This is a genomic window from Phaeobacter inhibens DSM 16374, from assembly GCF_000473105.1.
Taxonomy (GTDB): domain Bacteria; phylum Pseudomonadota; class Alphaproteobacteria; order Rhodobacterales; family Rhodobacteraceae; genus Phaeobacter; species Phaeobacter inhibens.
On the sequence record NZ_KI421498.1, the window covers coordinates 2,755,455 to 2,782,432 of the forward strand.

Below are 26,978 nucleotides of genomic sequence, written 5' to 3' on the forward strand. Positions count from 1 at the left end.
AAGAATTAGAGGCAAAATAGCTCTCAAAGAAAGGCGGTTTCGTCAAAGGAACGCAGTTTTCGGCTGTGCAAACGTTCCAGAGGCATGCCGCGCAGCTGCTCCATCGCCTTTATCCCGATCTGCAAATGGCGTGCAACCTGAGTGTGATAGAACTCCGACGCCATACCCGGCAGCTTCAGCTCGCCATGCAACGGTTTGTCAGACACACAAAGCAGCGTCCCATAAGGCACCCGGAACCGGTAGCCATTGGCCGCGATGGTGGCGCTCTCCATATCCAGTGCGATGGCGCGGGATTGCGACAATCGCTGCACCGGGCCGGACTGGTCACGTAGTTCCCAGTTGCGGTTGTCGATGGTTGCGACGGTGCCGGTCCGCATGATCCGCTTCAGGTCGTAGCCCTCTAGCTCGGTCACCTCTGCCACCGCATCCTCTAGCGCGACCTGAATCTCCGCCAGCGCCGGAATCGGCGTCCAGATCGGCAGGTCGTCGTCCAACACGTGATCTTCGCGCAGGTACCCATGGCCCAGCACAAAATCGCCCAGTGTCTGGGTGTTGCGCAGTCCGGCACAGTGGCCGACCATCAGCCAGGCGTGTGGACGCAGAACCGCGATATGGTCGGTTGCTGTCTTGGCGTTGGAGGGGCCAACACCGATATTGACCAGTGTGATACCGCTGCCGTCTTCCCGTTTCAGGTGATAGGTCGGCATTTGCGGCAGCTTGCCAATCGTGGGGATCTCAGCTTCGGCCTCGGTGATCTCATGATCGCCGGTGCTGACAAAGCTGCTGTAGCCTGACGCGGGATCCGCCAGTTGCGCACGGGCGTAGGCTTCGAATTCGGCTACATAAAACTGGTAGTTGGTGAACAGAACGTGGTTCTGGAAATGGCTCGCATCGGTTGCGGTATAATGGGCGAGGCGGGCCAGAGAATAATCCACGCGCTGGGCCGTGAACAACGCCAGCGGTCCGGTGTCATCTGATGCTTTGTAGGTGCCGTTCACAATGTCATCATTGGTTGTCGACAGATCCGGCACATCAAAGACATCCCGCAACGTGAATCCTGCTGCGCCTTCCTGCGGAACGGTCAGGCTGGGATCAGCCGCCACCGCAAAATGCACCGGGATCGGTGTGTCAGAGACCGCGATGGTCACAGGCTGGCCGTGATTGCGGATCAACAGGCCGATTTGTTGGGTCAGATAATGGCGGAACAGGTCCGGGCGGGTCACCGTGGTGGCATAGGTGCCCGGCGCCGAGACATGCCCATAGCTCAACCGGCTATCCACCTGCGCAAAGGACGACGTGGTAAAGCGGATTTCAGGGTAGAATGCGCGAATACGATGAGTGGTGCCGGTACTGCCGACCGCTGGGCCATCGCTTAAAATCCGTGAGAACTCGGCGCAGAGAAACTGCGTCGCCTCGCGGTACAGAAGCTCCAGCCGGGCGACGGCTGCCGCAGCATCCGTGAACTCTTCGGCAGCCGGGAGTTGAGGGGTTTTAACTGTTGTCATGACGGTGCTCGATCACTGGAAAACGGGGTCCGCTGTGCGGTTCAGAAGGGCAATTGAAACGGGTGGGCGGTCAAGAGGATGGGGCACTCACGATCACGGGGATCTGTTCGAAACTGCGCACATCCACCAACCCCAGATCGGAAATCCGCAACTCGGGGATCACGACCAGTGCCAGCAGAGAATGCTGCATATAGGCGTTGTTGAGCTTGCAGCCGCAGGCCTCCATCGCCTCGACCATTTTCTGTGCCTTTGCGGCAACCTCGGTGGCGGGGCTGTCGGACATCAGTCCAGCGATGGGCAGTTCTACCAGCGCCAGTTCGGCACCATCGCGGAAAATGGTGATACCGCCGCCGACCTCGGCCAGACGATTGGCGGCCAGCGCCATCTGGTCGCGGTCGGTGCCAACGACAATCATATGGTGGCTGTCATGCGCCACGGTGGAGGCCATCGCCATCGGGCCCTTGTACCCAAAGCCAGAGACAAAGGCATTGGTCACACCGCCCGTTGCCCGGTGGCGTTCCACCAGCGCGATCTGGCAGGTGTCGCCCCCCTCCGCCATAGTGGCCTCGACCAGCCCATTCTGCACCGGCAGTTCTGCCTGCAGCGCCTTGGTCGGGGCCTGGTTCTCCACCACGCCGATCACATTGGCGGTGACCGCATTCGCGCCTTCGGGGGCGGCAATCTCGAAATCCTCAGCGCTCAGCTGATGTCCCAGATGCACGGTGCCACGTGCGCTCTCCGGCCAGTCCAGATGCGGACACTCCACGGTGATCTCACCGTCTTTGGCAGCAATTTGACCACGGGCAATCACCAGTTCAATCGGCAGGGTTTTGAGGTCAGAGGTCAGGATCACATCGGCGCGGCGCCCCGGTGTGAGGGAGCCGATATCCCGCTCCAGCCCGAAATGCGTGGCTGTATTGATTGTCGCCATCTGCAAGGCGATGACCGGATCACAACCACAGTCGATGGCGTGGCGCACCACCCGGTTCATATGACCGTCATTGACCAGCGTACCGGAGTGGCAGTCATCGGTGCAAAGGATGAAATTACGCGGATCCAGCCCTTTCTCGGTGATCGCGGTGATCTGCGCCTCAACGTCATACCAGGCCGACCCCAGCCGCACCATCGCGCGCATTCCCTGCCGCATCCGGGCAATGACATCCGCCTCGCAGGTGCCCTCGTGGTCGTCGGCTGGACCGCCCGCAACATAGGCCGCGAAATCCGGCCCCAGATCAGGAGAGGCATAATGCCCGCCAACGGTTTTGCCCGCGCGCTGTGTCGCCGCGATCTCCGCCAGCATCTTGGGATCACCGGCTGCTACACCGGGGAAATTCATCATCTCACCCAGACCAATAATCCCCGGCCAGCTCATGGCCTCCGCAACATCCTCGGCGGTAATCTCATACCCGGTGGTTTCCAGCCCCGGCGCTGAGGGCGCGCAGGATGGCATCTGGGTAAAGATATTGACCGGCTGCAACAGCGCCTCATCATGCATCAGGCGCACACCCTCCAGCCCCAGCACATTGGCGATTTCATGCGGGTCGGTGAACATGGACGTCGTGCCATGTGGGATCACCGCACGGGCGAATTCTGCGGGGGTCAGCATCCCGGACTCAATATGCATATGGGCATCACAGAGGCCGGGGATCATATAGCGCCCGTTGGCCTCAATCACTTCGGTGTCGGGACCGGTGCAATAGCTGGCATCGGGCCCGACATAGGCGATGCGCCCTGCAACGATGGCGATGTCATGATCGGGCAGTTGTTCGCGGGTGTGAACATTGACCCAGATCCCTTTGCGGATCACCGTATCCGCAGGGCGGCGACCTGCCGCGACTTCGATCAATTGGGGGGCAACGTCGGGCCAGCTTGGGAATGCGATATCTGTCATGGCCCAATTGTTCTGATAACCCGGGCAAGCGCAAGGCCCCTTGAGCGCTAGCGCAAACAATAGCTGTTTTTTGCAATACAAGAAGACCGCTGCAGGGATCCGCGCGTGCTATCGTCGGGTGGCGCGCAGGGCGCGCGGCGTTGTCGCAAAGGCGCTGCGAAAGGCACGGGTCAGCGCGCTGGGGTCCTCATATCCGCAGCGTACCGCAATCTCGGCGACACTGAAATCAGTCTCTAAGACAAGGCGTTTCGCCTGCTTTAGTCGCAAATGCCGATAGAGCGCCTGCGGCGTGGTGCCCAACTCGCCCCGCGTGCGGCGCGCCAGATCCCTTAGGCTGCGTCCTGCATGTCTTGCCACCTCCTCCAGCGGCAGTGGCGTTTCCAGATTGGCCTCCATCGCGCGGATGGCACGGGCCACAGAGGCGCTGCGCACAGGGGATGACCGGTCGCTCCCGGACTGGCTTTCGCTCAGAAACAGGGCCGCAACATCCAGTCGCAACGCTTGCCCGTGCTGCTGGGCAATCATGTCGAGAATCCCGTCAAAGGCCGCCATCGCACCGGAAGAGGTCAGCCGGTCGCGATCCCAGAGGAACCGATGTGTCTCCGCCTGAACCGCCGGGAACATGTCTGCAAAAGCCTCCATTTCCGAACTGTGAATCGTGGCCCGATAGCCATCAAGCAGCCCGGCTGCCGCCAGCAGCCAGGCGCCGGTGTCAAACCCTGCCAGAACGCCGTAGCGTTGCTGTGCCGCCCGCAATCCCCGTGCGGTGGCCTCCGTGGTGTGGCGTAGGTATCCATAGCTGGGCATTGCGATCAGCATGTCGCCCTCTGCCTTGTGCAGCGGCATCTGTGCAGTGACTTCCATCCTGGCAGAAGACATCGCGGTGCCGCCGTCTACCGTAACAAACTGCCAGGAGTAGACCTGTCGCCCGGCAAGGGTATTCGCCGCGCGCAGCGGCTCGACCGTATTGGCGAGGCAGTGGCCGGAGAACTGATCAAACAGCAGCAGGTCGATCTGCTGCGGCGCGGCGTGAGGTTTCTTCCAACTTGGCATGAAAAGGTCCGTTTCTGCACGATGATAGCCTCTCCCAGCCCTAGGCTCAGGTCAAGATCAATGCAGGAACCACCAAGGGGGAGCGGAAATGCAGTTTGGCCTGTCCGAAGAACAGTCGATGATCGTGGACACCACGCGCGCCTTTGTCACCAAAGAGCTCTATCCGCACGAACTGGAGGTGGAGCGCAGTGGTCACTTACCGATGGAGCTGGTACGCGAGATCCAGGCCAAGGCAATCGAGGCCGGGTTATACGCCGCCAATATGCCAGAGGAGGTCGGCGGGGCCGGGCTCGATACGCTGACATGGCTGCTCTATGAAAAAGAGCTGGGCCGCGCCAACTACGCCCTGCATTGGACCTGTGTTGCGCGCCCGTCGAACATCCTTCTGGCGGGCACCGAGGAGCAGAAAGAGAAATACCTGTACCCCTGTATCCGGGGCGAGAAATGGGATTGTCTTGCCATGACGGAACCGGGCGCCGGTTCCGATTTGCGCGGCATGACAGCAACTGCGCGTCAGGACGGCGATGAATTCATTCTGAACGGCACCAAGCATTTCATCAGCCACGCGGATATCGCCGATTTCGCCATTGTGTTCATGGCCACCGGCGAGGAGGACACCCCGCGCGGACCAAAGAAGAAAATCACCGCTTTCTTCGTCGATAAGGGGACGCCAGGTTTCACCATTCGCGATGGCTACCGTAATGTGAGCCACCGGGGCTACACCAATGCGGTGCTGGAATTCGACGACTGCCGCCTGCCCAAATCTTCCGTTCTGGGTGAGGTCGACAAAGGCTTTGATGTGGCCAACACCTGGTTGGGTGCCACCCGGCTGCAGGTGGCTGCGACCTGTCTCGGACGGGCGGAACGCGCGCTGGATCATGCGATCTCCTACGCCGCTGAACGCCGCCAGTTTGGCCAGCAGATTGGGAAATTTCAGGGGGTTTCCTTTAAGTTGGCCGATATGGCAACGGAACTGAAAGCGGCGAACCTCCTGACCTGGGAGGCCGCTTGGAAATTTGATCAGGGCAGCGTGACCGAAGCCGATATGTCGATGGCCAAACTCAAGGCGACCGAGATGCTCGCCATGGTGGCGGATGAGGCGATCCAGATTCACGGCGGTATGGGCCTGATGGATGAGTTGCCACTGGAACGCATCTGGCGCGACGCGCGAGTGGAGCGAATCTGGGAAGGGACCAGCGAAATCCAGCGCCATATCATCAGCCGCGAGTTGCTGCGCGCGCAGGGTGGTTGAGAGCATGGCGGCGAACGGTCTCAGGCTCTACCCGGACGCGTCGGGCAGGCGGGTCAGATTTCGCCTTCGGCGAGGATATTTGGAGCCAGAAGATGCAGAAAGGGTCAAGCCCCCGGAAGGGCGTTGCCGCAACCGGGGGCCATCTCCTGGCGCGGTCATCGGCGTCCCCGCCTGTACCGCCGGTCGAGGCTCGTCGATTCTGGTTAATGAAACCCTACCCATCTTCTGGCTCCAAATATCCTCGCCGAAGGCATCAGGTCTCTGTTCAGGCGGGAGCCGTGGCAATGATACGTGACTTCTGCACTTTGTTTCGGCCCTCTTCCATCGCGGTGATCGGTGGCGGTGCCTGGTGTCGTCAGGTGATCGAACAATTGCAGAAGATCGGGTTTTCCGGTCAGATCTGGCCGGTGCATCCGAAGGCTGCGGAGGTCTGCGGCTTGACAGCGTTTGCATCGGTGGATGATTTGCCCGCCGCGCCCGATGCCAGCTTTATCGGCGTCAACAGACATGCCACCGTCGAAGCGGTCGCGGCGCTCTCTCGCCGGGGGGCTGGGGGGGCGGTCTGTTTTGCCTCCGGTTTTCGCGAGGCCCAGAGGGAGGCCGGTGATGGGGCCGACCTGCAGAACCATCTTTTGCAAGCGGCGGGAGAGATGCCGATCCTTGGCCCCAATTGCTATGGGTTCATCAACTATCTGGACGGCGCCCTGCTCTGGCCGGATCAGCATGGTGGCACACAGGTCGCGCAGGGTGTCGCCATTCTCACCCAGAGTTCCAATATCGCCATCAATCTGACTATGCAGGCGCGTGGGCTGCCGATAGCCTATATGATCACCGTCGGAAATCAGGCGCAAAGCGATATGGCGGAGATCGCGCGGGTCCTGTTGGATGATCCTCGCGTCACTGCCATTGGCCTTCATATTGAAGGGATCCGTGATCTGCGCGCCTTTGAGGCGCTGGCGCAGGAGGCGGCTGTCTGTGGCAAGCCGATTGTGGCGCTGAAGGTGGGGCGCTCGGATCAGGCACAGGCCGCGACTCTGTCGCATACTGCATCGCTGGCGGGGCAGGAGGCGGGGGCGGCTGCCTTCCTGCGGCGCTGTGGCATCGCGCGGGTCGATGATTTGTCAGTGTTTTTGGAAACGCTGAAAATCCTGCATGTGCTTGGTCCCCGACGCGGGTGTCAGGTTGCCACGATCAGTTGTTCCGGTGGGGAGGCCAGTCTCGCTGCGGATCTGGGACAGGCGCAGGGTGTCACCTTTCCGCCGCTGTCCGACGGGCAGCATCAGGCGCTGCGCGCAGCACTTGGACCCATGGTGGCACTGGCCAATCCGCTGGACTACCACACCTACATCTGGCGCGACGTGCCTGCGATGACACAGGCGTTCAGTGCGATGGTGCATCCCGATCTGGATCTATTGATGCTGATTGTGGATTTCCCGCGCAAGGATCGGTGCAGTGCCGCAGATTGGGAGTGCGCAATTGAGGCGGCCATGGCCACGCGGATGCGCACAGGCGCCCCTTTGGCCATGGTTGCGACGCTGCCTGAACTCATGCCTGAGGAGATCGCGGACCGTTTGCTTGCAGCAGGCGTGGTGCCGCTCTGCGGTCTGCAGGAGGCAATGAGCGCCACGGCGGCCGCCAGCCAGATTGCGAGGCCATCGGATTTGCCCGCGCTCCTGCCCCGGCCGGACCTTGATGGGGTGGGCTCTGACATAGCACTTGTGCCGGAAGGCATCGCCAAACAACGCCTTGCCGCAACCGGTCTGCGCATTCCACGTAGCTGTCGCCTTTCCCGCAAAACGCTGGATGAAACGCTGGCTGAGGTAACATCCGAAGTTGGCTTCCCCCTCGTGTTGAAAGCCGAAGGCCTTGCCCACAAAAGCGAAGCTGGCGCGGTGCGGCTTGCTCTTGGATCGCAGGAGGCCGTCGCCGATGCCGCGCGGGAGATGCCGGGGGACCAGCTGCTGCTGGAGGAAATGATCAGCGGGACGGTTGCGGAACTGCTGATTGGGGTAACGCGCGATCCGGCGCATGGGTTTGTGCTGACGCTGGGTGCCGGTGGTGTGTGGACCGAGCTGCTGGAGGACAGCGTCTCGCTATTGCTGCCCGTCAGCGACACAATGCTGGAGGCGGCGCTGGATCAACTGCGGATCACCCGGTTGCTCAATGGCTATCGCGGTGCCCCGGCAGCGGATCGTCCAGCTGTTCTGCGGGCGGTGCGGGCGGTGGAACGCTATGTGCTTGCCCACTCGGACACAGTTGAAGAAATTGAAATTAACCCGCTGATTTGTACGCCCAGCGACGCCATAGCGGTGGACGCGCTGCTGCGAGAGAAGGAACTGACCCATGACTAATACCCCTATTCGAACGCGCCGCGATGGTCCCATTCTGGAAATCACACTGGATCGACCAAAGGCCAACGCCATTGATCTGAAAACCAGCGTTGCCATGGGGGAGGTGTTTCGGGATTTTCGCGATGACCCTGAGTTGCGTGTGGCGATTCTGACCGGCGGCGGTGAGAAATTCTTCTGCCCGGGTTGGGATCTGAAAGCGGCTGCCGACGGAGACGCGGTCGACGGTAACTACGGTGTCGGCGGGTTCGGCGGGTTGCAGGAGCTGCGCGATATGAACAAGCCGGTGATCGCCGCCGTGAACGGCATCGCCTGCGGTGGCGGGTTGGAGCTGGCGCTGTCGGCGGATATGATCGTTGCTGCCGATCACGCGACCTTTGCGCTGCCGGAGATCCGCTCCGGCACGGTAGCGGATGCCGCCTCGATCAAATTGCCCAAACGCATTCCCTATCATATCGCCATGGAGCTGTTGCTGACGGGGCGCTGGTTTGATGCCGAAGAGGCCCATCGTTGGGGCCTGGTGAATGAAATTGTCACAGCGGATCAGCTGTTGGACCGTGCCTGGGAACTGGCGCGCCTGCTCGCCTCCGGCCCGCCATTGGTTTACGCGGCGATCAAAGAGATCGTCCGTGACGCTGAGGATAGCAAGTTTCAAGACGCGATGAACCGGATCACCAAACGCCAGCTGCGCAGTGTCGATGTGCTGTATGACAGCGAGGATCAGATGGAAGGCGCGCGGGCCTTTGCTGAGAAACGCGACCCGGTGTGGAAGGGCCGTTAAGGGGAGGCGTCGTCCGGTTTCCGGTTCCAATTCGAAGATGACTGGCGGGGACTTGGACGGTCGGCACTCCCGCCCGCTCCGGGTGACCAGATGGTCTCCCGTCGCCGTTGGGCGTGGCGCTGCGCCAAACGGCGCAGCGGTCGGCGCCACAGATCAGCCCGAATGGCCGGATCAGAGGGCTTGACGCGCTGTCGCTAGACCTTTGAAAACACCGCAATCAATGCCGTGTCTGCGCTATGGGGACCCGTCGCCTTCGTACCGTAGATGGCCACCTCGGGCAGGGTCAGGTTGCGGATCCAGCCACCGTCCTGCAACCGCTCCAGTGCTGAGGCAAAACCGGACCGGGCCGAGAACCGCGCATTCACAGCCAGCGCAAACACCGCGCCGGGCCGTGCGAGGCGCAGCAGACCCGGCAATACCTCAGGGCCCACATGACCATGGGTGAAGGTGCCAGAGGAAACCACCCCGGCATAGGCGGCACCCGGCACCGGCACGCCCACTGTCAGATCCGCCTCGATCACATCGCGGTAGACATCCTTGCGCAGCGCCTGTGCCAGCATCTCCGGACTGATATCCGTGGCATCAATCGGTGCGATCCCGCGCCGGTTTAGCGCCACGCCACACAGACCGGTACCCGCCCCGACATCCAGCACCGGACCACACCCCTCCGCTGCGGCAAACAGCCTGGCAACCTGATCCGGCAGGATATAGCCGGTCTCCTCCGCAAAGCTTCGGTCGTAACTTTCGGCCCAGTCGGCATAGAGCCGCCGGGAATGGTCCGGCGTCTCCAGCCCGTAGGCGGTGGTCAGGGTGATCGGTTTTCGCGCCATGGATACAGGAAATGCGGTTTTGGTCTCTGAATCAACCCTTGCACCCGCAGAGAGCCACGCGCATCTATGAGCCATGATGAAAACGCTGCTTTGTCTTGGATTTGGCTACACCGCCCGCGCATTGGTTCCCCGGTTGCTTCAGGCCGGTTGGCGGGTCATTGGCACCACCCGGTCAGCCGAGGATGCTGTGCCGGTGCCGGGTGTCGACCTGATCACCTGGCCCGGTGCACCTCTGTCGCTTGATGGGGTGACGCATATCCTGTCGTCGGTGGGACCGACCGAGGCAGGAGACCCGGTTCTGGCGGAACTGGCGGATGCTCTGGCAGCCGCCGCCCGTGGCGACACTTTGGAGTGGGTCGGCTACCTCTCCACCACGGCTGTCTACGGTGATCATGATGGCGCCTGGGTGGATGAGGACACAGCCGTCACCCCCTCCAGCCAGCGCGGTCGCTGGCGCGCTGCGGCAGAGGCTGATTGGCAGGCTATTGCCGACTTGCCGCTTCATATCTTTCGCCTCGCTGGGATCTACGGCCCCGGACGCGGCCCCTTTGCCAAGCTGATGGCGGGCAAGGCGCGGCGTATCGTGAAACCCGGTCAGGTGTTCTCGCGGATCCATGTGGATGACATTGCGCAAGCGCTAGCCGCCTCGATTGCGCAGCCCGCCCCCGGCGCGATCTACAACCTCTGTGATGATGACCCGGCCCCGCCACAGGATGTTCTAGGCTTTGCGGCTGAGTTATTGGGCCTGCCGATCCCTGCCGAAGTCCCCTTCGATGAGGCCGGAATGACCCCCATGGCACGCAGCTTCTATGGTGAAAACAAGCGCGTCGCGAACCAGCGCATCAAGGAGGATTTGGGGGTGGAATTGCTCTACCCCACCTACCGCGAAGGCCTGCGCGCGGTCCGCGCTGCCGAAGATTTAGAAGCCTTTACCCCGCCGCAGGAAACGACAGGGGTCTAAGTTTCCTCGGCTCCGAAGAGGTTTGGACAAATCGCCTGTCAGACGCAAGCCCTAAGCCCGCTTCTCTCCAATCGACGCTACGCCCAGAACCTCCAGAACCTTGGCTTCGATCTGCGGCGCATTCATGGCGGCGACGGTGTACATATCCGCCGGGCTGGCCTGATCGATGAAGGTGTCGGGCAGCACCATGGAGCGGTACTTCAGCCCGCTGTCAAAAACGCCCTCTTCGGCCAAGAGCTGCGCCACGTGGGAGCCAAAGCCGCCTACGGCGCCTTCTTCGATGGTGATCAGCGCATCATGGCTTGCGGCGAGATTTAGGATCAGGTCGCGGTCCAGCGGTTTGGCAAAGCGGGCATCTGCAATCGTGGGTGTGATCCCCTTCGCCGTCAGCGCCTCAGCCGCCTTTCGCACCTCACCCAGACGGGTGCCAAATGACAGCAGAGCCACACGTTTACCGTTCTGGATCATCCGGCCCTTGCCGATCTCCAGCACTTCCGGAACCTCCGGCATGTCCACGCCTTCGCCTTCACCGCGCGGATAGCGGAAGGCAATGGGGCCGTCGTCATAGGCGGCGGCAGTGGCCACCATATGCGCCAGTTCAGCCTCATCCGCGGCGGCCATCACCACCATGCCCGGCAGGTTGGCCATATAGCCAATGTCAAAGCTGCCCGCATGGGTCGCCCCATCCGCGCCGACCAGACCGGCCCGGTCGATGGCAAAGCGGACTGGCAGGCGCTGGATCGCCACGTCATGCACCACCTGATCATAGCCGCGCTGCAGGAAGGTGGAATACATCGCACAGAACGGTTTCATCCCACCAGCTGCCAGCGCGGCGGCAAAGGTCACGCCATGCTGCTCGGCAATGCCCACGTCAAAACAGCGCGACGGGTATCGCTCAGCCATCAGGCTCAGACCGGTGCCATCGGGCATCGCCGCCGTAACGGCGCAGATCTTGTCATCCTCAGCCGCCAGCCGCACCAACTCCTTGCCAAAGACGGAGGTATAGGAGGGCGCGTTGGAGGGCGCTTTCTTTTGCTCGCCCGTCACCATGTCAAATTTGGCGGTGGCATGACCCTTGTCTCGGGCGGCCTCAGCAGGGGCATAGCCCTTGCCCTTCTTCGTCAGCACATGGATCAGGATCGGACCGGTGGCGCGGGCCTTCACGGTGCGCAGAACCGGCAACAGCTGGTCCATATCGTGGCCATCAATCGGCCCAAGGTAAGAAAAGCCCAAGCTTTCAAACAAGGTACCGCCGACGGCCATGCCCTTCAGCATATCTTTGGCGCGCTTGGCACCTTCGCGGAAGGGTTCAGGCAGCAGGGATGCGGCGCCCTTGGCCACGGCTTTCAACTCCTGAAAGGGTTCCTCAGCATAAAGGCGGGACAGATAGGATGACAGCGCCCCAACCGGCGGTGCAATCGACATTTCATTATCGTTCAGGATGACAATCAACCGCTTGCCCAGATGGCCTGCGTTGTTCATCGCCTCAAACGCCATGCCGGCCGACATCGATCCATCGCCGATCACCGCAATGGCGTCGCCCAGCCCCTCGGGCACCACACCACCCAGATCCCGCGCCACGGCAAAGCCAAGGGCCGCGCTGATTGACGTGGAACTATGCGCCGCGCCGAACGGGTCAAAGGGCGATTCCGAGCGTTTGGTGAAGCCGCTCAGCCCGTCCTTCATCCGCAATGTGCGAATGCGGTCGCGCCGACCGGTCAGGATCTTATGCGGATAGCACTGATGGGACACATCCCAGATGATCTTGTCGCGCGGGGTGTCAAACACCGCATGCAGCGCCGTGGTCAGTTCGACAACACCCAGACCTGCACCCAGATGGCCACCAGTGACCGAGACGGCAGAAATCGTTTCCTGCCGCAGCTCTTGCGCCACCTGCGTCAGCTGCGCGTCACTCAAGGATTTCAGATCTGCCGGGCGGGTGATCTGATCCAGAAGAGGGGTCTGGGGCCGGTCTGACATGGCAGCTCCTTGGGCGTGTTGCTTTGGCGGTGCACGCATTGTGCGGCTCAGCTATCGCGCGAGATAACGAAGCGCGCGGTGTCCTTCAAGGTTTCGGCGGCATCGCCATAGGGTGTCAGCGCATCACAAGCCTGTTCCATCAGGGTTTTGGCGCGCTTTTTCGCAGCGTCCAGTCCCAATAGCGACACAAAGGTGGCCTTGCCCGCATCGGCGTCCTTGCGGACGGCTTTGCCAACCTTTGCGGCATCGCCTTCCACATCCAAGATGTCATCTGCGATCTGAAAGGCAAGACCAAGCGCATCGGCATAGCGTCGCAGCGGGGCCTCATCCGCGCCAGCCATGACCGCGCCTGCGGTGGCAGACCAGGAAATAAGACAGCCGGTTTTGCGGTTCTGCAGGTGGGTGATTTGTTCCAGATCCAGCGGTCTGGTGGCGGTTTCTGCGGCGATATCCAGCATCTGTCCGGATACCATGCCGTCCTTGCCCGAAGCCTGCGCCAGGCCACGGATCAGCGTCAGCGCATGGGGGCCGATCCTGGGATCGGCGAGCAATTCAAACGCAAAGGTCTGCAGACTGTCGCCCGCCAGCACGGCCATCGCCTCATCCCATTTCCTGTGAACCGTGGGCTGGCCCCGCCGCAGATCGTCATCATCCATGCAGGGCAGATCATCATGCACCAGCGAGTAGGCGTGAATACATTCGATCGCCAGCGCCGCCTCTAGCGCCGCCGCCTCGGCAACGCCATGCAGGCGGGCGCTCTCCAGAACCAGAAACCCGCGCAGCATCTTGCCGCCGGTGACGGCATAGCGCATCGCGGCGTGCAGCGCGTCATCCCCGCCAAGCCGCGCATCCATATGCGTCGTGATACGGGTCTGGGCGTCCTTGAGCGCCTGCGCAAAGGGGCGCACAGGAGCAGGTTGCACGGTGGTATCTGCGGCAGTAGCCATGGATCAGCCAGCATCCAGAGGCTGGGTGCCGGTCGGAGTGCCCTTGGCATCCAGCGTGATCGCCGCGACTTTTTCCTCGGCCCGCTTCAGCTCATCCTCGCAACGTTTCTTCAGCTTGGCGCCGCGGTCATATAGCGCGATGGACGCATCCAGTGCCACATCGCCACGTTCCAGCTGGTCCACCACGGTTTCAAGCGCGCGCATGGCCTGCTCAAAGCTCAGCTCTTCAACGGGAGTTTCAGGGGTGGATGTGTCGGTCATGTGCCTGCCTCTATCAATTCTTCCACATGGGCTTTGGCCGCTGCGGCCAGCGCGTTCAGATCATATCCCCCTTCCAAAGTCGAGACGATACGACCGCCGCAAAGCTCCGCCGCCAGCGCACATAGCTCGCGGCTGAGCCAGCGAAAATCCTCGGTGCTCCAATTGAGTTCGGCAAGCGGATCGTCCTGATGGGCGTCAAATCCAGCCGAAACAATGATCAGCTCCGGCTTAAAGGCCCGCAGCCGCGGAAAAGCCTGATCAACATAGGCTGCTTTCATCTGCACGCCGCCCGATCCGGGCGGCAGGGGCAGGTTCAGGATCTGGCCGTGGACGCCATCTTCCTCCGGGCGGCCCGATCCGGGCCAAAGCGGCATCTGCTGGCTGGAAATGAACAGCGCACGCGGCTCATCCCACAACAAATCCTGTGTGCCGTTGCCGTGATGCACATCGAAATCCACCACGGCCACACGGGCCAACCCGTGGTGATCCAGCGCGTGTTTCGCTGCCAGTGCTGCATTGCCGAAAAAACAGAACCCCATGGCGGTGTCGGTTTCCGCGTGATGGCCGGGCGGGCGCACCGCAGCAAATGCGTTCTGTGCCTCACCGCCCAGTACCATATCCACCGCGCGCACTGCTGCCCCTGCTGCGCGAAACGCCGCATCCAGCGAGCCTGGCGACAGGAAGGTATCCCCATCAATCCGGCCAAACCCCTCCTTTGGCAGCGCCTTGCGCAGATCCGCGAGATAGCTGGCCGGGTGAATGCGCAGGATATCATCCTCTGCCGCCATCGGCGCGGTGACACGGGTCGGCCTCAGCCCCTCAAGCGCATGCAGAACATGCTCCAAACGGGCCACCCGCTCGGGATGGCCCTCGGGCGTCACATGGGTCAGACAATCAGCATGGGTGATCAAGGCAGTGGTCATGAGAGGTCCCCGTTTCTTCTAGCCAGAAATAGTCCCGCCGGAGGCACAGAAAAACCGCGCAGCGGCTCCGGAACTCTGGGCCTAATCCGGCGCCAGCATATATCCTGCACCGCGCACCGTCTGCAGATATTGCGGCTGCTTCGGGTTGGGCTCGATCTTGCGCCGCAGCCGGGTGATCTGAACATCCACGGCGCGTTCCTGCGCCTGACCACGGTCGCGGCCCAAATCTTCCACCAGCTTGGTCCGGCTCACCGGCTCGCCCGGACAGGCGGAGAAGATCTTCATCAGCTGGTTTTCCGTGCCGGTCAGGCGGATCAGCTCCTCGCCCTGCCACATCTCGCCGCGCTCAATATCATAGCGGATTGGTCCCAGATGCAGCACCTTGGGGGCGGCTTCGCTGGCGGCGGGCTCTGGCATCCGTCGCAGGATCGCATTGATCCGTAACAGTAGCTCCTTGGGTTCGAACGGTTTGGACAGATAGTCATCCGCGCCCGCTTCCAGCCCTTCGATGCGGTCTTCGGTCTCGCCCTTCGCCGTCAAAAGCAGAATCGGTGTGGCGATGGTTTCGCGCAGCGACCGGGTGAGAGAAATCCCATCCTCGCCCGGCATCATCACATCCAGCACGATCAGATCGAAATCCAGCCCCGACAGAACCCGCCGGGCATGGGCCGCATCGCGCGCGGCGGTGACCAGGAACCCGGCGCGCATCAGGAATTTTTTCAACAGGCCCCGGATGCGTTCATCATCATCGACGATCAGCAGGTGGGAATCAAAACTCGTCATGTGCCGGTCTCCCGTAACTTGGCGTAAGCGCGGCGCATATCGGAATCCATCATCGACTCTAGCACACGTTTAAAGCCCTGTACGGCCTCTGGCCCTGCATCCTTATAGGCGGCGCGCATTCGGGCGCGCTGGGCATCTGATAGGCTGGTTTCCAGCGCACGCCCTTTGTCGGTCAGAAACAGATGTCGTTCACGCTTGTCAGTGACGCCGACACGGCTTTCGACCAGACCATCGCCGATCAATGCGCGCAACACCCTGTTCAGCGATTGCTTGGTGACGCCGAGGATGGACAAGAGATTGTTCACCGTGGTGCCTGGTGCCCGATTGATAAAATGGATCGCCCGGTGGTGTGCCCGGCCATAGGCCAATTCTGCCAAAATCCGGTCCGGGTCTGCGGTAAATCCGCGATAGGCAAAGAACATCGCCTCGATGCCCTGCCGCAACTGCTCATCCGTCAGAAACAGCAGGCTTTCGCCGCCAAATCCCTGCCCCGGTCGCCCTTCTGCCATGGGTCTCTCCCTGTTGTGCTGAGGTCATTTTAAGTCAGCGTTGTTGACATTCCAAGTCCGAAGATGTATCGAATCGCAGGTTTAGCGCAATATTATGTCCGAACCGGTCATATACGGCGCAACTTATGGAAATTTGGCGAGACATTAGGAGGTGCGCCATGGCAGGTTATGATGATCGGGACGGTTTGATCTGGATGGATGGTGAGATGGTCAACTGGCGCGATGCCAAGGTCCACATCCTCAGCCATGCGATGCATTACGCCTCCTCCGTCTTCGAGGGAGAGCGGGCCTATAACGGCAAAATCTTCAAAAGCCGCGAACATTCCGAGCGGTTGATCGCCTCGGCAGAGGCGCTGGATATGCCGATGCCTTACACCGTCGATCAGATCGAAGCGGCGAAGGAGGAAGCCCTGAAAGCCTCTGGTCTGCAGGATGCCTATGTGCGGGCGGTTGTATGGCGTGGCTCGGGCGAGGATATGGGTGTCGCGTCGGCGAAAAACCCGGTGCGCATGGCCATCGCAGTCTGGGGCTGGGGCGCCTATTACGGCGATGCCAAGATGCAGGGCGCCAAGCTGGACATCGCAGAGTGGAAACGCCCAAGCCCGGAAACGATCCCGGTGCACGCCAAGGCCGCGGGCCTCTACATGATCTGCACCATCTCGAAGCATAAAGCCGAGGCCAAGGGCTGCTCGGATGCGCTGTTCATGGACTATCGCGGCTACGTGGCCGAGGCGACTGGCGCCAATATCTTCTTCGTGAAGGATGGTGAGGTCCACACGCCGAAACCCGACTGTTTCCTGAACGGCATCACCCGCCAGACTGTGATCGGCATGCTGAAGGATCGCGGCATCACCGTGCATGAACGCCACATCATGCCGGAAGAGTTGGATGGGTTCGAACAGTGCTGGCTGACCGGCACTGCAGCAGAGGTTACCCCCGTTGGCCAGATCGGCCCGCATAGCTTTGAGGTGGGGGAACTGACCCAAGACATCGCCAAGGCTTATGAAAAGCTGGTGCGCAGCTGATCATCCAGCCGTTTCAGATCCAGTTAAAATGCAAAAGCGCGGAGTAACCTCCGCGCTTTTTCCGTATGAGCCCGGTCCCTGCGTGCAGGGGCCGGGCGTGAATCAGAACAGGTATCAGACCAGTTCAGTTGTGACGGTCACATTGCCACGCACGGCGTTGGAATAGGGGCAGATCTTGTGGCCCGCCTCGGTCACGGCCTTTGCCTCCTCGGGGGAGAGGCCGGGCAGCGCCACCTTCAGTGCTACGGTCAGACCAAAACCGCCCTCGTCACGCGGGCCAATGCCAACCTCAGCGTGGACCGACACATCATTCGGGACCTTGGCCAGGCTGTCGTCCTGCGTGGTCGCGAATTTCATCGCGCCGATGTAGCAGGCCGCATAGCCTGCTGCGAACAGCTGCTCGGGGTTGCTGCCGTTGCCGCCACCACCCATCTCCTTGGGTGGATCCAGATCAAAGCTAAGGTCGCTGTCGTGAATGCTGGCCTTGCCATCGCGGCCACCGGTTGCAGTGGCTGATGCGGTATAGACGGGGGAGACGCTCATGGCGGGATCCTTTCCTGTGTCACTGTCGGAGTTCTTTATATCGTGTGCGATATAAATGGGTCTCCTTGCGCCAACGTCAAGTCCTTGCAGGTGGATCGTGTGCGATTTAAATTACCCCCATGACCGATGCGCCTTTTCCTGACATCCCGGATACGCCGGATCTTCTGTGTTTTGCGATCTATTCGGCAAATCACGCGTTGACCCGGCTTTACCGTCCTTTGCTGGCGCCTTTAGGGCTGACCTACCCGCAATATCTGGTGTTGATCTCGCTCTATCATGCTGACGGGCAGACAGTCGGGGCGTTGGGCCAGCGTTTGGATCTGGAGACCAATACGCTGACGCCCTTGCTGAAACGGATGGAGGTTGCGGGTTTCCTGTCACGGGTCCCCAACCCTGAAGATGACCGCAGCCGATTGGTGCAGCTGAGCGCAAAAGGCCGGAATCTGGCGGTGCGGGCGGGCGAGATCACCGCCTGCGCGGTTGAGGAGATGGGCGGCGATCTTCAGGATATTCTGGACCTGCGCGACAGGGTCAATGCGCTGCGGGCACGAATGGCGGCCAAGTAGAGCACGGCGCAGGCCGTGGTTTACCCTTTCGGATCGGTGACAGATCGCGCCTTGCCGCGTTCCAGCCCCAACCGGCTTTCGCGCCAGATCACCAGCACATTGCCCGCGATCACCAGCCCGGCCCCGATAAGCATCACCAACGTTGGCAGTTCATTGAACCAGATGTAGCCCAGCAGGATTGCAAACAGCATTGAGGAATAGTCGTACGGCGCCAGCATGGAGGCAGGGGCAAACCGATAGGACGATGTGACGAGGATCTGCGCCACGCCCCCGACCAGACCCGCGCTGATCAACAGTACCAGCGTGGTTGGATCGGGCCAGACCCAGCCAAAAGGCAGCGTGCAGAGCGACAGAATCGACGCGGTGAGCGAGAAATAGAACACGATGGCTGCGGTATGCTCTGTCATCACCATGCGGCGGATGTGGATCTGCACCAGCCCCCGCGCTACGGTTGCGATCAGGATCAGGATCGCCCCCAGTGTGGCTGTATCGCCAAGGTTGCCGCTGCCCAATCGGGGCCAGAGCATCACCAGAACCCCGATCAATCCAATGGTCACAGCGCTGATGCGGATCAGCCTGATCCGCTCGCCCAGCAAAACCGCCGCCAGAATGAGTGTGAAGATCGGAGTCGCATAGCCAATCGCCGTGACCTCGGGCAGCGGCAGCATCCCCAGCCCCATGAAGGTCATGCCCATCGCCGTCGTCCCGAGTATTCCGCGCAGGAAATGGCCACCGGGACGGGTGGTCTTTAGCCCGCGCGGCAGCTGGCCGCGCAGGGTCAGCCAGATCAGGATCACCGGGATGGCAAAAAACGATCGGAAAAACACGGCCTCACCGGCAGGGACCACATCGGATGTTGCCTTGATGATCGCGGACAGCCCTGTGAACAGGGCAATCGCCGCCAGTTTCAGCGCGATGGCCCGGCCCGGTTGATGCGATGTTAAGGATTTCACCATGCGCAGACCCTGCGCCCAAGCGTCGGAAAGTGCAACGGGTTGATTTTCCCACCCGGCTTTGTCCAAGGTCACGCAACGCTGCAACCACCCGTCGCCCCGCTGCAAGGAGTCCTTCGATGTATGACGCCAATCCTCTGATCCGCCACCTGCGTGCTGCGTCCCTGGATCGCGAGGACGCCCTGTTTGCCACCCGTCCCGGTGCGGATCCGGTTGGCTATGGCGAACTGTTTGCGGGGGCGGAACGTATGGCAGCCGCACTTGTTTCACGTGGAGTTGCGCCGGGCGATCGTGTGGCTGCGCAGGTGGACAAATCCCTCGCCGCGATTCAGCTCTATCTGGGTACGGTAATGGCCGGGGCAATCTTTCTGCCGCTCAATCCGGCCTACACCGAAGCTGAGGTTGCCTATTTCATCGGGGATGCCACGCCGCGTGTGTTTGTCTGTAACCCTGTGCGGCACGAGAGTCTGCGCGCCGTGGCGGGCGAGGCCACAGTATTGACGCTGGATGGTGAAGGGCAGGGCAGCCTTGCGGATCTGGCGGCTGGGCACGCGGGGTTCGAACCGATTGAGCGGAAACCATCGGATCTGGCGGCAATTCTTTATACCTCGGGCACCACGGGCCGGTCCAAAGGGGCGATGCTCAGCCATGAAAACCTCTATTCCAACTCACTGACCCTACGCGACTACTGGCAGTTCACCGCCGAAGATGTGCTAATCCATGCACTGCCGATCTTTCACACGCACGGTCTGTTCGTTGCCACCAATGTGGCCCTTCTGGCGGGGGCACAGGTGGTGCTGCTGCCCGGTTTTGATGCGGAGGCGATTCTGGCAGCAATGCCAAATGCCACGGCGCTGATGGGGGTGCCGACCTTCTACACGCGGCTTTTGGTGGACGCGCGGCTGACCCCCGATCTGGCGGCCAATATGCGGCTGTTCATTTCTGGCTCGGCGCCACTGCTGGTGGAGACCCACGAGCAGTGGGAGGCGCGTACCGGTCACCGTATTCTGGAGCGCTACGGGATGACCGAAACCAATATGAGCACCTCAAACCCCTATGATGGTGTGCGGGTTGCGGGCACTGTTGGCCCGCCGCTGCCAGGGGTTGAGGCGCGGGTGACGCTGGACAATGCGGAGATCCCGCTGGGCGAAATTGGCGTGCTGGAAGTGCGCGGCCCGAATGTGTTTCAGGGTTACTGGCAGATGCCGGAGAAAACCGCCGAGGAACTGCGCCCGGATGGCTGGTTCATCACCGGCGATCTCGCCAAGATCGACAGCAACGGCTACGTCATCATAGTGGGCCGGGAAAAGGATCTGGTGATATCCGGTGGTTTCAACGTCTACCCGAAGGAGGTCGAGACGCTGATCGACGATTTGCCCGGCGTATTGGAAAGTGCGGTGATCGGCGTGCCGCATCCCGATTTCGGCGAGGCCGTTGTGGCTGTGGTGGTCCCGACAGAGGAAGGCACCGATGCTGCATCCATCCAAGCGGCGCTGTCGGAACATCTGGCAAAGTTCAAACAGCCCAAGCATATAGCGCTGATGGATGAGCTGCCGCGCAACACCATGGGTAAGGTGCAGAAAAAAGCGCTGCGCGAGACATTCGCCCAGCTGTTTACCTGACTACAGGGGGGGCGCCGTCTCACGTCCGACCTTGGCGGTGAGCGGAGACAGGATTAGCCGCCGATGTGGCCCTGATTCTCGCCCACCTGACCACGATGCAGCAGCAGGTGATCCAGGATCACGCAGGCCATCATTGCCTCTGCCACCGGCACTGCACGGATGCCTACACAGGGGTCATGGCGGCCCTTGGTGATGACTTCGGCGGCGCTGCCATCCTTGCGGATCGATTGGCGCGGCGTCAGGATCGAGGAGGTAGGTTTCACTGCGAAGCGGATGACAACATCCTGCCCGGTGGAAATCCCGCCCAAAATCCCGCCGGAATGGTTCGACGAATAAACTGGCTGGCCATCCTCGCCGAGGAAGATCTCATCGGCGTTTTCGGACCCTTTCAGAAGCGCGGCGTTCATGCCTTCGCCGATCTCGACGGCTTTCACCGCGTTGATCGACATCATCGCTGCGGCCAGATCGGTGTCCAGCTTGCCATAGATCGGTGCGCCGATGCCTGCGGGCACGCCTCGGGCGACAACCTCAATCACAGCGCCAACTGAATCGTGATCCTTGCGCAGCCCCTGTAGGTAATTTTCCCAGTCCTGAACGGCGCCGGCATCGGGGATCCAGAAATCATTCTGGTCGATGGCGTCCCAGTCAAAGCGGCTGCGGTCGATTTCCATCTCGCCCATCCGGGTCATGTAGCCTTTGATTTCCAGGCCGGGCACCAGCGCCTTGATCGCCTCCCGAGCAACACCGCCAGCGGCCACGCGGGCCGCCGTTTCGCGGGCGGAGGAACGCCCGCCGCCACGATAGTCGCGGTTGCCGTATTTTTGGAAATAGGTGATGTCGGCATGGCCGGGGCGGAAGGTCTGGGCGATATCGCCGTAATCCTTGGAGCGCTGATCGGTGTTTTCGATCATCAGCTGAATCGGTGTGCCGGTCGATTTGCCCTCGAACACACCGGACAGGATTTTGACCGCGTCAGGTTCGTTGCGCTGGGTCATGTTCTTGTTCTGACCGGGGCGGCGTTTGTCGAGCCACTGCTGCAGCATCTCGGCATCGACCGGGACATTGGGCGGGCAGCCATCAACCGTCGCACCCAGAGCGGGTCCGTGGCTTTCGCCCCAGGTGGTGACGCGGAACAAATGGCCAAAGCTGTTGATCGACATGGGCGCGGTCTCCTTTGCGGGATTGCTTAGCGGGGGTGGGCGGCTCTCTCAAGGGCTTTCCTGTGTTTCTCAGCTCGTTGGGGGCGCTGCCCCCGCCACCCCTTGGGCGGCTCCCCCGGGATATTTCCGGCCAGAAGATGGGGCGTGTTTACCTGGCAGAAAGGACAGGCAGACTCCCCCAATGTTTCGCGTGCGAAACAATTGGTCAGCTCTGCTGTCGTTCTTTGAAAAGATGCGAGGCGGCTATCGCTTGTCTTTCGCCGGCCTGCCGCTTAGGGTCCGCGCCACCTCGGGGTGCGCCTTCGGCGCTGAGATCACACCCGTAGAACCTGAACCGGCTAGAACCGGCGGAGGGAAGGTATGGACTGGCTCCACCCTTGCCCCTCGTCGCGATGGAGGATGCCATGAAACATCTTGTACTTGCAGCGGGACTGCTGGGCGCTACGGCAGCCTATGCCGATACGCCTGAATTGATTGTCTATACATACGACAGCTTCGTCTCTGACTGGGGACCGGGTCCGGCCGTCGAGAAAGCCTTTGAGGCGACCTGTGGCTGTGATCTGAAACTGGTCGGCGCAGGCGACGGCGCGGCGTTGTTGGCGCGGGTGAAGCTGGAGGGCGCACGCTCTGACGCTGATGTGGTGCTGGGGCTCGATACCAATCTGACCGCAGCGGCCAAGGCGACAGGTCTGTTTGCGGATCATGCGGTCAGTGCCGATTATGCGCTGCCCTTCGCCTGGGAGGACGCCACTTTCGCCCCTTATGACTGGGGCTATTTTGCCTTCGTTCACAAGGCGGGAATGGACGCGCCTGCGAATTTTGCCGAGCTGGCCGAAAGTGATCTGAAGATCGTCATTCAGGATCCGCGCTCGTCTACGCCGGGTCTGGGGTTGTTGATGTGGGTGAAAGCGGCCCATGGCGACAAGGCGCCCGAGATCTGGGACGGGCTGGCGGACAATGTGCTGACCGTGACCAAAGGCTGGTCCGAAGCCTATGGTCTGTTCCTGGAGGGGGAGGCCGATATGGTGCTGTCCTATACCACCTCGCCCGCCTATCATCTGATTGCTGAGGAAGATGACAGCAAGGCGGCAGCGGTGTTTGACGAAGGTCACTACATGCAGGTCGAAGTTGCCGGTAAGCTTGCGAACAGTGACCAGCCGGAGCTGGCGGATCAGTTCCTTGCCTTCATGGTGTCGGACGCATTCCAATCGGTCATCCCGACCACCAACTGGATGTATCCGGCAGTGACCCCAGCTGATGGGTTGCCCAAAGGGTTTGAGACTCTGGTGGCACCGGAAAAATCGCTGCTGCTGAGCGAAGACGAGGCTGCGGCGCTGCGCGATGTGGCGCTGGACGAATGGCTGACCGCGCTCAGCCGTTAAGATCCCGTTGGGGTCTGGGCGTCGCTGCCTGTGTGGCGGCGCTGATCCTTGGGGCACTGGCCGCAGTGGTCTGGCGCGCCGAGGTTGGGCGCGGGCTTGGGTTTGCTGATTGGGCTGCTATTCGGTTCACTTTAATGCAGGCGGTGCTCTCGGCTGTTGTCAGCGTGGTGCTGGCGGTGCCGGTTGCCCGGGCGCTGGCGCGGCGGCGATTCCCGGGGCGGCGCCTGCTGATCGCCCTCATGGGCGCGCCGTTTATCCTGCCGGTGATCGTGGCAATCCTTGGCATTCTTGCGGTATTTGGCCGCTCCGGCTGGCTGAGCGATTTTCTGGGCCTGTTCGGGTTTGAGCCGGTGCAGATCTATGGGTTGCACGGAGTTGTGCTGGCGCATGTGTTTTTCAATCTGCCACTGGCGACGCGGCTGATCCTGCAGGGCTGGCAAGAGATCCCGGCAGAACGGTTTCGGCTGGCGGCGCAGATCAATGCAGACAGTCGAGCGATGTGGCAGCTGCTGGAAGCGCCGATGCTGCGGCAGGTGGTGCCCGGCGCGCTGGCGGTGGTGTTTGCGATCTGCCTGTCAAGCTTTGCGGTGGCGCTGACGTTGGGGGGCGGGCCGCGGGCCACTACCATTGAACTGGCGATCTATCAGGCGTTTCGATTTGATTTTGATCTGGGCCGCGCGGCGATGTTGTCCGGGGTTCAACTGTTGTTGACCGGTGGCGCGGCGCTGGTGGCCCTGCGGGTGGCCACGGGGGAAGGCTTTGGCGCGGGACTGGACCGCCCGGTACGGCGCTGGGACGGGCGGGGGAGTCTCGCACGCGTCGCGGACGCCGTATGCATCATCGGTGCTGCGGTGTTTTTGTTGCTTCCGCTGAGCGCGATTGTGATCTCTGGCCTGCCGGGACTGGTGTCGATGGGGGCGTCGGTCTGGTTGGCGGCGGTGTATTCGGCGCTGATTGCCGGGGTCAGCACGCTGGTGTTGCTGGCGATGGCCTTGCCGATGGCGGTTGCGGTGGCGCTGGGCCGGGGCGGGCTGGTCGAGCTGTCGGGCCTGCTGGGGCTGGCAGTGTCGCCACTGGTGATCGGCACCGGCCTGTTTATTCTGATCTATCCTGTGGCGGATCCCTTTGCACTGGCTTTGCCGGTGACGGCAATGGTCAATGCGCTGATGTCGCTGCCCTTTGCGCTGCGCATTCTGATTCCACGGGTGCGCGAGATCCTGGCGCGTTACGGCCGTCTGGCGATGTCACTCGACATGCGGGGGTGGGTGTTTGTCTGGCGTGTGCTGCTGCCCCGGCTGCGCCCGCAGATTGGCTTTGCCGCCGGGTTGGCGGCTGCGCTGTCGATGGGGGATCTCGGTGTCATTGCGCTGTTTGCCGATTCTGAAACAGCAACCTTGCCCTTGCAGGTCTATCGTCTGATGGGGGCTTACCGGATGGAGGCAGCCTCGGGTGGGGCGCTCTTGCTTTTGTGCCTGTCCATGGGAGCGTTTTATATTCTCGACCGGGGAGGTCGTCGCCATGCTGAGACTTGAGAACTGCCGATTGGATAACGGCGGCTTTATCGTGCGCGCGGATCTGTCGGTTGCGGCGGGTCAGCGGGTGGCGGTGATTGGCCCCTCTGGTGCGGGCAAGACCACGCTGATCGAGGCCATCGCGGGGTTTGTTCCGATCACGGCCGGAACGCTGTCCTGGCAGGGGCGCGCGCTGACCGATGTATTGCCGGGGGAGCGGCCCATCGCGATGCTGTTTCAGGACGGCAATCTGTTTCCGCATCTGAGCGTGGCGCAAAACGTGGGTCTTGGGATCCGCCCGAATCTGCGCCTGAGTGCTGAGGAGCAGGACAAGGTGCGCGCAGCGATCGCGCGGGTGGGATTGGCGGGTATGGAAGATCGCAAACCCGCCGCGCTTTCGGGGGGACAGCAGAGCCGCGTGGCGCTGGGACGCGTATTGGTGCAGGGGCGTGATCTGTTGCTGCTGGATGAGCCTTTCGCGGCACTTGGACCAGCGCTGAAGGCGGAAATGCTGGATCTGGTGGCAGAACTGGCGGCGGAGACCGGGGCCACGGTGCTGATGGTCAGCCATGATCCTGCGGATGCGCGCCGGATTGCCGGTCAGGTGGTGGTGGTGGCGGAGGGTGAAGCCCACCCGCCAATGGCGACGGCGGAGTTGCTGGACAATCCGCCGCCTGCGCTGAAGGCCTATCTGGGATAGGCCCTCGCGCCTGAAGGTCAGGCGCCAAACGCCTCTTTGCGGGTCTTGGTAATCATCAGCGCCGCATTGGCCGCCTCGCGCCCCTTGTCGACGAAATGAGCGCGGTAGATGGCGTTGTGATGATCGGTTTCCTGATAGTGGTGTGGCGTCAGCGAGACGGACAGGACAGGCACGTTGGTCTCCATCCCGGCCTGCATCAGACCATCCACCACAGCCTGTGCCACAAAATCGTGGCGATAGATGCCGCCATCCACCACAAAGGCAGCGCAGGCGATGGCATCGTATTTGCCGGTCTTGGCCAGTTCTTTGGCCAGAAGCGGCATTTCAAAGGCGCCGGGAACATCGAACACGTCGATCTGCTCGGCGGGGATCAGCTCCTGAAAGCCCTCCAGCGCGCGATCAACGATATCGGAATGCCAGTGCGCCTTGATGAAGGCAAATCGGGTGTGTGTCATTGTGGTATCTCCTATAGGTTTGACACGTCACCCAAGGCGATCACGAGTGATGAGGGCACACGTCCCCCGCGGCCCTGTCACACGTTCTCTTCCATCCGGACTATGACCGTCGGCTCTGGAGTTGCACCAGATCTGCTAGACATCATTTCCAGCGTGTTCACAGCCCGAAGAATGGGAACCGGTTTTCGGCTCAAGCTGTGACGTCACTCAAAATGACCGCTCGCGGGCTTACGGGGCTGGCCCGCTTACCGCCGGTGGGGAATTTCACCCCGCCCTGAGAACAGCGCGACCATGGCGGCAAGACAGGTCAAAGGCAAGAGAAAGAGCGCCGGTGCCGCACGGCAAAGGGGGGTTTTCCTACCGGCCTGCGCAGCTAGAGTGGAACGCGACCGGCCAGATTATCATCAAAAGGACATTCGACATGAAACTCTATCACGCGCCGACCTCTCCCTATGTACGCAAGGTCATGGTGCTGCTGCACGAGACCGATCAGTTGGCAGATGTGGAGCTGCGCCCGGTTGCCACGACGCCGATCTCTCCGGCCAGTGATCTGAGGGCGGCCAATCCGCTGGCAAAGATCCCGGCGCTGGAGCGGGCCGATGGTGCGACGCTTTATGACAGCCGGGTGATCTGCGCCTATCTGGCAGACCGCGCTGGCAATGCGCTTTATGCTGGCGGCTGGGACACGCGGGTGCTGGAGGCGACGGCGGATGGTATTATGGAGGCGGCTGTATTTCTGTCCTATGAAAAGCGTCTGCGCCCCGCAGACAAGCAGTGGCCCGAGTGGATCGAAGGGCAGAGCGGCAAGGTGCTGGGGGGCTGTGCCGCGCTGAACACCCGCTGGATGTCACATTTGCAAGGCCCCTTGCGGATTGGCCAGATCGCGGTCGCCTGTGCGCTGGCCTATGTGGATTTCCGCCACCCGGATATGGGGTGGCGCAACGGCAATGAGGCGCTGGCAGAGTGGTTTGCCGCATTCGATTCGCGCCCGTCGATGCAGGCGACACGCCCGCCGGAAAGCTGAGCTCTGGCGCAGG

General features: G+C 61.7%; 25 protein-coding genes and 2 riboswitches. Of the genes, 11 read left to right on the plus strand and 14 right to left on the minus strand.

Translation table 11 applies throughout. The features are described from left to right. Positions 1-23: 23 nt before the first annotated feature. The 3 genes from INHI_RS0116950 to INHI_RS0116960 form a co-directional block, all read right to left on the minus strand. Positions 24-1,505 (minus strand): AMP nucleosidase, encoded by a 1,482-nt coding sequence (locus INHI_RS0116950; protein WP_027248372.1) that lies wholly within the window; start codon positions 1,503-1,505, stop codon positions 24-26. Between the two features lie 70 nt (positions 1,506-1,575). Further along, entirely contained in the window at positions 1,576-3,396 is a 1,821-nt protein-coding gene (gene ade, locus INHI_RS0116955; RefSeq protein WP_027248373.1) for an adenine deaminase, read from the minus strand. A 108-nt stretch (positions 3,397-3,504) separates the two neighbouring features. Continuing rightward, positions 3,505-4,449 (minus strand): GlxA family transcriptional regulator, encoded by a 945-nt coding sequence (locus INHI_RS0116960; RefSeq protein WP_027248374.1) that lies wholly within the window; start codon positions 4,447-4,449, stop codon positions 3,505-3,507. Between the two features lie 88 nt (positions 4,450-4,537). Between INHI_RS0116960 and INHI_RS0116965 the strand changes: the two genes are divergently transcribed. The 3 genes from INHI_RS0116965 (at position 4,538) to INHI_RS0116975 (ending at position 8,830) form a co-directional block, all read left to right on the plus strand. Further along, complete coding sequence (locus INHI_RS0116965) at positions 4,538-5,701, plus strand: acyl-CoA dehydrogenase family protein (protein WP_014881467.1); 1,164 nt, start codon at positions 4,538-4,540, stop codon at positions 5,699-5,701. Positions 5,702-5,985: 284 nt separating this feature from the next. Further along, positions 5,986-8,052, plus strand: coding sequence for an acetate--CoA ligase family protein (locus tag INHI_RS0116970; RefSeq protein WP_027248375.1), 2,067 nt, complete (start codon positions 5,986-5,988; stop codon positions 8,050-8,052). Then, positions 8,045-8,830, plus strand: coding sequence for a carnitinyl-CoA dehydratase (locus tag INHI_RS0116975; RefSeq protein WP_027248376.1), 786 nt, complete (start codon positions 8,045-8,047; stop codon positions 8,828-8,830). Before INHI_RS0116970 ends, INHI_RS0116975 begins: the two co-directional genes overlap by 8 nt. 194 nt (positions 8,831-9,024) lie before the next feature. Here INHI_RS0116975 and INHI_RS0116980 read toward each other — a convergent pair whose 3' ends face one another. Then, the gene (locus INHI_RS0116980) at positions 9,025-9,660 is read right to left on the minus strand and encodes a class I SAM-dependent DNA methyltransferase (RefSeq protein WP_027248377.1); all 636 of its coding nucleotides are present in this window, start codon (positions 9,658-9,660) and stop codon (positions 9,025-9,027) included. A gap of 73 nt (positions 9,661-9,733) precedes the next feature. Between INHI_RS0116980 and INHI_RS0116985 the strand changes: the two genes are divergently transcribed. After that, on the plus strand, positions 9,734-10,621 hold the full coding sequence (locus INHI_RS0116985) for an SDR family oxidoreductase (protein WP_027248378.1): 888 nt from the start codon (positions 9,734-9,736) through the stop codon (positions 10,619-10,621). A 51-nt stretch (positions 10,622-10,672) separates the two neighbouring features. On the opposite strand, the gene dxs is transcribed toward INHI_RS0116985, so the two are convergent. The 6 genes from dxs to INHI_RS0117015 all read right to left on the minus strand — a co-directional run bounded on the left by dxs (position 10,673) and on the right by INHI_RS0117015 (position 16,024). Then, positions 10,673-12,601: a 1-deoxy-D-xylulose-5-phosphate synthase gene (dxs, locus tag INHI_RS0116990; protein ID WP_027248379.1), complete on the minus strand. Its 1,929-nt coding sequence runs from the start codon at positions 12,599-12,601 to the stop codon at positions 10,673-10,675. Between the two features lie 47 nt (positions 12,602-12,648). Continuing rightward, a complete protein-coding gene (locus tag INHI_RS0116995; RefSeq protein WP_014876301.1) occupies positions 12,649-13,548 on the minus strand; it encodes a polyprenyl synthetase family protein in 900 nt (299 codons plus the stop codon). A 3-nt stretch (positions 13,549-13,551) separates the two neighbouring features. After that, positions 13,552-13,809 (minus strand): exodeoxyribonuclease VII small subunit, encoded by a 258-nt coding sequence (locus INHI_RS0117000; protein WP_014876300.1) that lies wholly within the window; start codon positions 13,807-13,809, stop codon positions 13,552-13,554. Then, positions 13,806-14,732 carry a histone deacetylase family protein gene (locus INHI_RS0117005; RefSeq protein ID WP_027248381.1) on the minus strand — a complete coding sequence of 309 codons (927 nt, stop codon included), beginning with the start codon at positions 14,730-14,732 and terminating at the stop codon, positions 13,806-13,808. Before INHI_RS0117005 ends, INHI_RS0117000 begins: the two co-directional genes overlap by 4 nt. An 81-nt stretch (positions 14,733-14,813) precedes the next feature. After that, a complete protein-coding gene (locus INHI_RS0117010) occupies positions 14,814-15,515 on the minus strand; it encodes a response regulator (RefSeq protein WP_027248382.1) in 702 nt (233 codons plus the stop codon). Next, positions 15,512-16,024 carry a MarR family winged helix-turn-helix transcriptional regulator gene (locus INHI_RS0117015; RefSeq protein WP_027248383.1) on the minus strand — a complete coding sequence of 171 codons (513 nt, stop codon included), beginning with the start codon at positions 16,022-16,024 and terminating at the stop codon, positions 15,512-15,514. Before INHI_RS0117015 ends, INHI_RS0117010 begins: the two co-directional genes overlap by 4 nt. 158 nt (positions 16,025-16,182) lie before the next feature. Between INHI_RS0117015 and INHI_RS0117020 the strand changes: the two genes are divergently transcribed. Continuing rightward, positions 16,183-17,049 carry a branched-chain amino acid aminotransferase gene (locus tag INHI_RS0117020; RefSeq protein ID WP_027248384.1) on the plus strand — a complete coding sequence of 289 codons (867 nt, stop codon included), beginning with the start codon at positions 16,183-16,185 and terminating at the stop codon, positions 17,047-17,049. 114 nt (positions 17,050-17,163) lie between these two features. On the opposite strand, the gene INHI_RS0117025 is transcribed toward INHI_RS0117020, so the two are convergent. Further along, positions 17,164-17,592, minus strand: coding sequence for an organic hydroperoxide resistance protein (locus INHI_RS0117025; RefSeq protein ID WP_014876295.1), 429 nt, complete (start codon positions 17,590-17,592; stop codon positions 17,164-17,166). 119 nt (positions 17,593-17,711) lie between these two features. Between INHI_RS0117025 and INHI_RS0117030 the strand changes: the two genes are divergently transcribed. Then, positions 17,712-18,158 (plus strand): MarR family winged helix-turn-helix transcriptional regulator, encoded by a 447-nt coding sequence (locus tag INHI_RS0117030; protein ID WP_027248385.1) that lies wholly within the window; start codon positions 17,712-17,714, stop codon positions 18,156-18,158. 20 nt (positions 18,159-18,178) lie between these two features. On the opposite strand, the gene INHI_RS0117035 is transcribed toward INHI_RS0117030, so the two are convergent. After that, positions 18,179-19,114, minus strand: a complete 936-nt coding sequence (locus INHI_RS0117035) for a DMT family transporter (protein ID WP_027248386.1) — start codon at positions 19,112-19,114, stop codon at positions 18,179-18,181. Positions 19,115-19,230: 116 nt separating this feature from the next. Here INHI_RS0117035 and INHI_RS0117040 point away from each other — a divergent pair, with 116 nt between their 5' ends. Next, positions 19,231-20,733, plus strand: coding sequence for a malonate--CoA ligase (locus INHI_RS0117040; RefSeq protein ID WP_027248387.1), 1,503 nt, complete (start codon positions 19,231-19,233; stop codon positions 20,731-20,733). A 53-nt stretch (positions 20,734-20,786) separates the two neighbouring features. On the opposite strand, the gene aroC is transcribed toward INHI_RS0117040, so the two are convergent. After that, positions 20,787-21,893, minus strand: a complete 1,107-nt coding sequence (gene aroC, locus INHI_RS0117045; protein ID WP_027248388.1) for a chorismate synthase — start codon at positions 21,891-21,893, stop codon at positions 20,787-20,789. Positions 21,894-22,173: 280 nt separating this feature from the next. Then, positions 22,174-22,266: riboswitch (TPP riboswitch) on the plus strand. 31 nt (positions 22,267-22,297) lie between these two features. Between aroC and thiB the strand changes: the two genes are divergently transcribed. Genes thiB through INHI_RS0117060 form a run of 3 tightly spaced genes read left to right on the plus strand, consistent with a single transcriptional unit; the run spans position 22,298 to position 25,486 of the window. Next, on the plus strand, positions 22,298-23,275 hold the full coding sequence (thiB, locus tag INHI_RS0117050) for a thiamine ABC transporter substrate binding subunit (protein WP_027248389.1): 978 nt from the start codon (positions 22,298-22,300) through the stop codon (positions 23,273-23,275). Beyond that, positions 23,251-24,807 (plus strand): thiamine/thiamine pyrophosphate ABC transporter permease ThiP, encoded by a 1,557-nt coding sequence (locus INHI_RS0117055; protein WP_027248390.1) that lies wholly within the window; start codon positions 23,251-23,253, stop codon positions 24,805-24,807. The genes thiB and INHI_RS0117055 overlap by 25 nt, the downstream gene beginning before the upstream one ends. Then, entirely contained in the window at positions 24,794-25,486 is a 693-nt protein-coding gene (locus INHI_RS0117060) for a thiamine ABC transporter ATP-binding protein (RefSeq protein ID WP_027248391.1), read from the plus strand. The genes INHI_RS0117055 and INHI_RS0117060 overlap by 14 nt, the downstream gene beginning before the upstream one ends. 17 nt (positions 25,487-25,503) lie before the next feature. Here INHI_RS0117060 and INHI_RS0117065 read toward each other — a convergent pair whose 3' ends face one another. Beyond that, entirely contained in the window at positions 25,504-25,941 is a 438-nt protein-coding gene (locus INHI_RS0117065; protein ID WP_027248392.1) for a 6,7-dimethyl-8-ribityllumazine synthase, read from the minus strand. Between the two features lie 79 nt (positions 25,942-26,020). After that, a riboswitch (FMN riboswitch) is annotated at positions 26,021-26,227 on the minus strand. 135 nt (positions 26,228-26,362) lie between these two features. On the opposite strand from INHI_RS0117065, the gene INHI_RS0117070 reads away from it, so the two are divergent. Next, positions 26,363-26,965, plus strand: coding sequence for a glutathione S-transferase (locus INHI_RS0117070; RefSeq protein WP_027248393.1), 603 nt, complete (start codon positions 26,363-26,365; stop codon positions 26,963-26,965). Positions 26,966-26,978 lie beyond the last annotated feature (13 nt).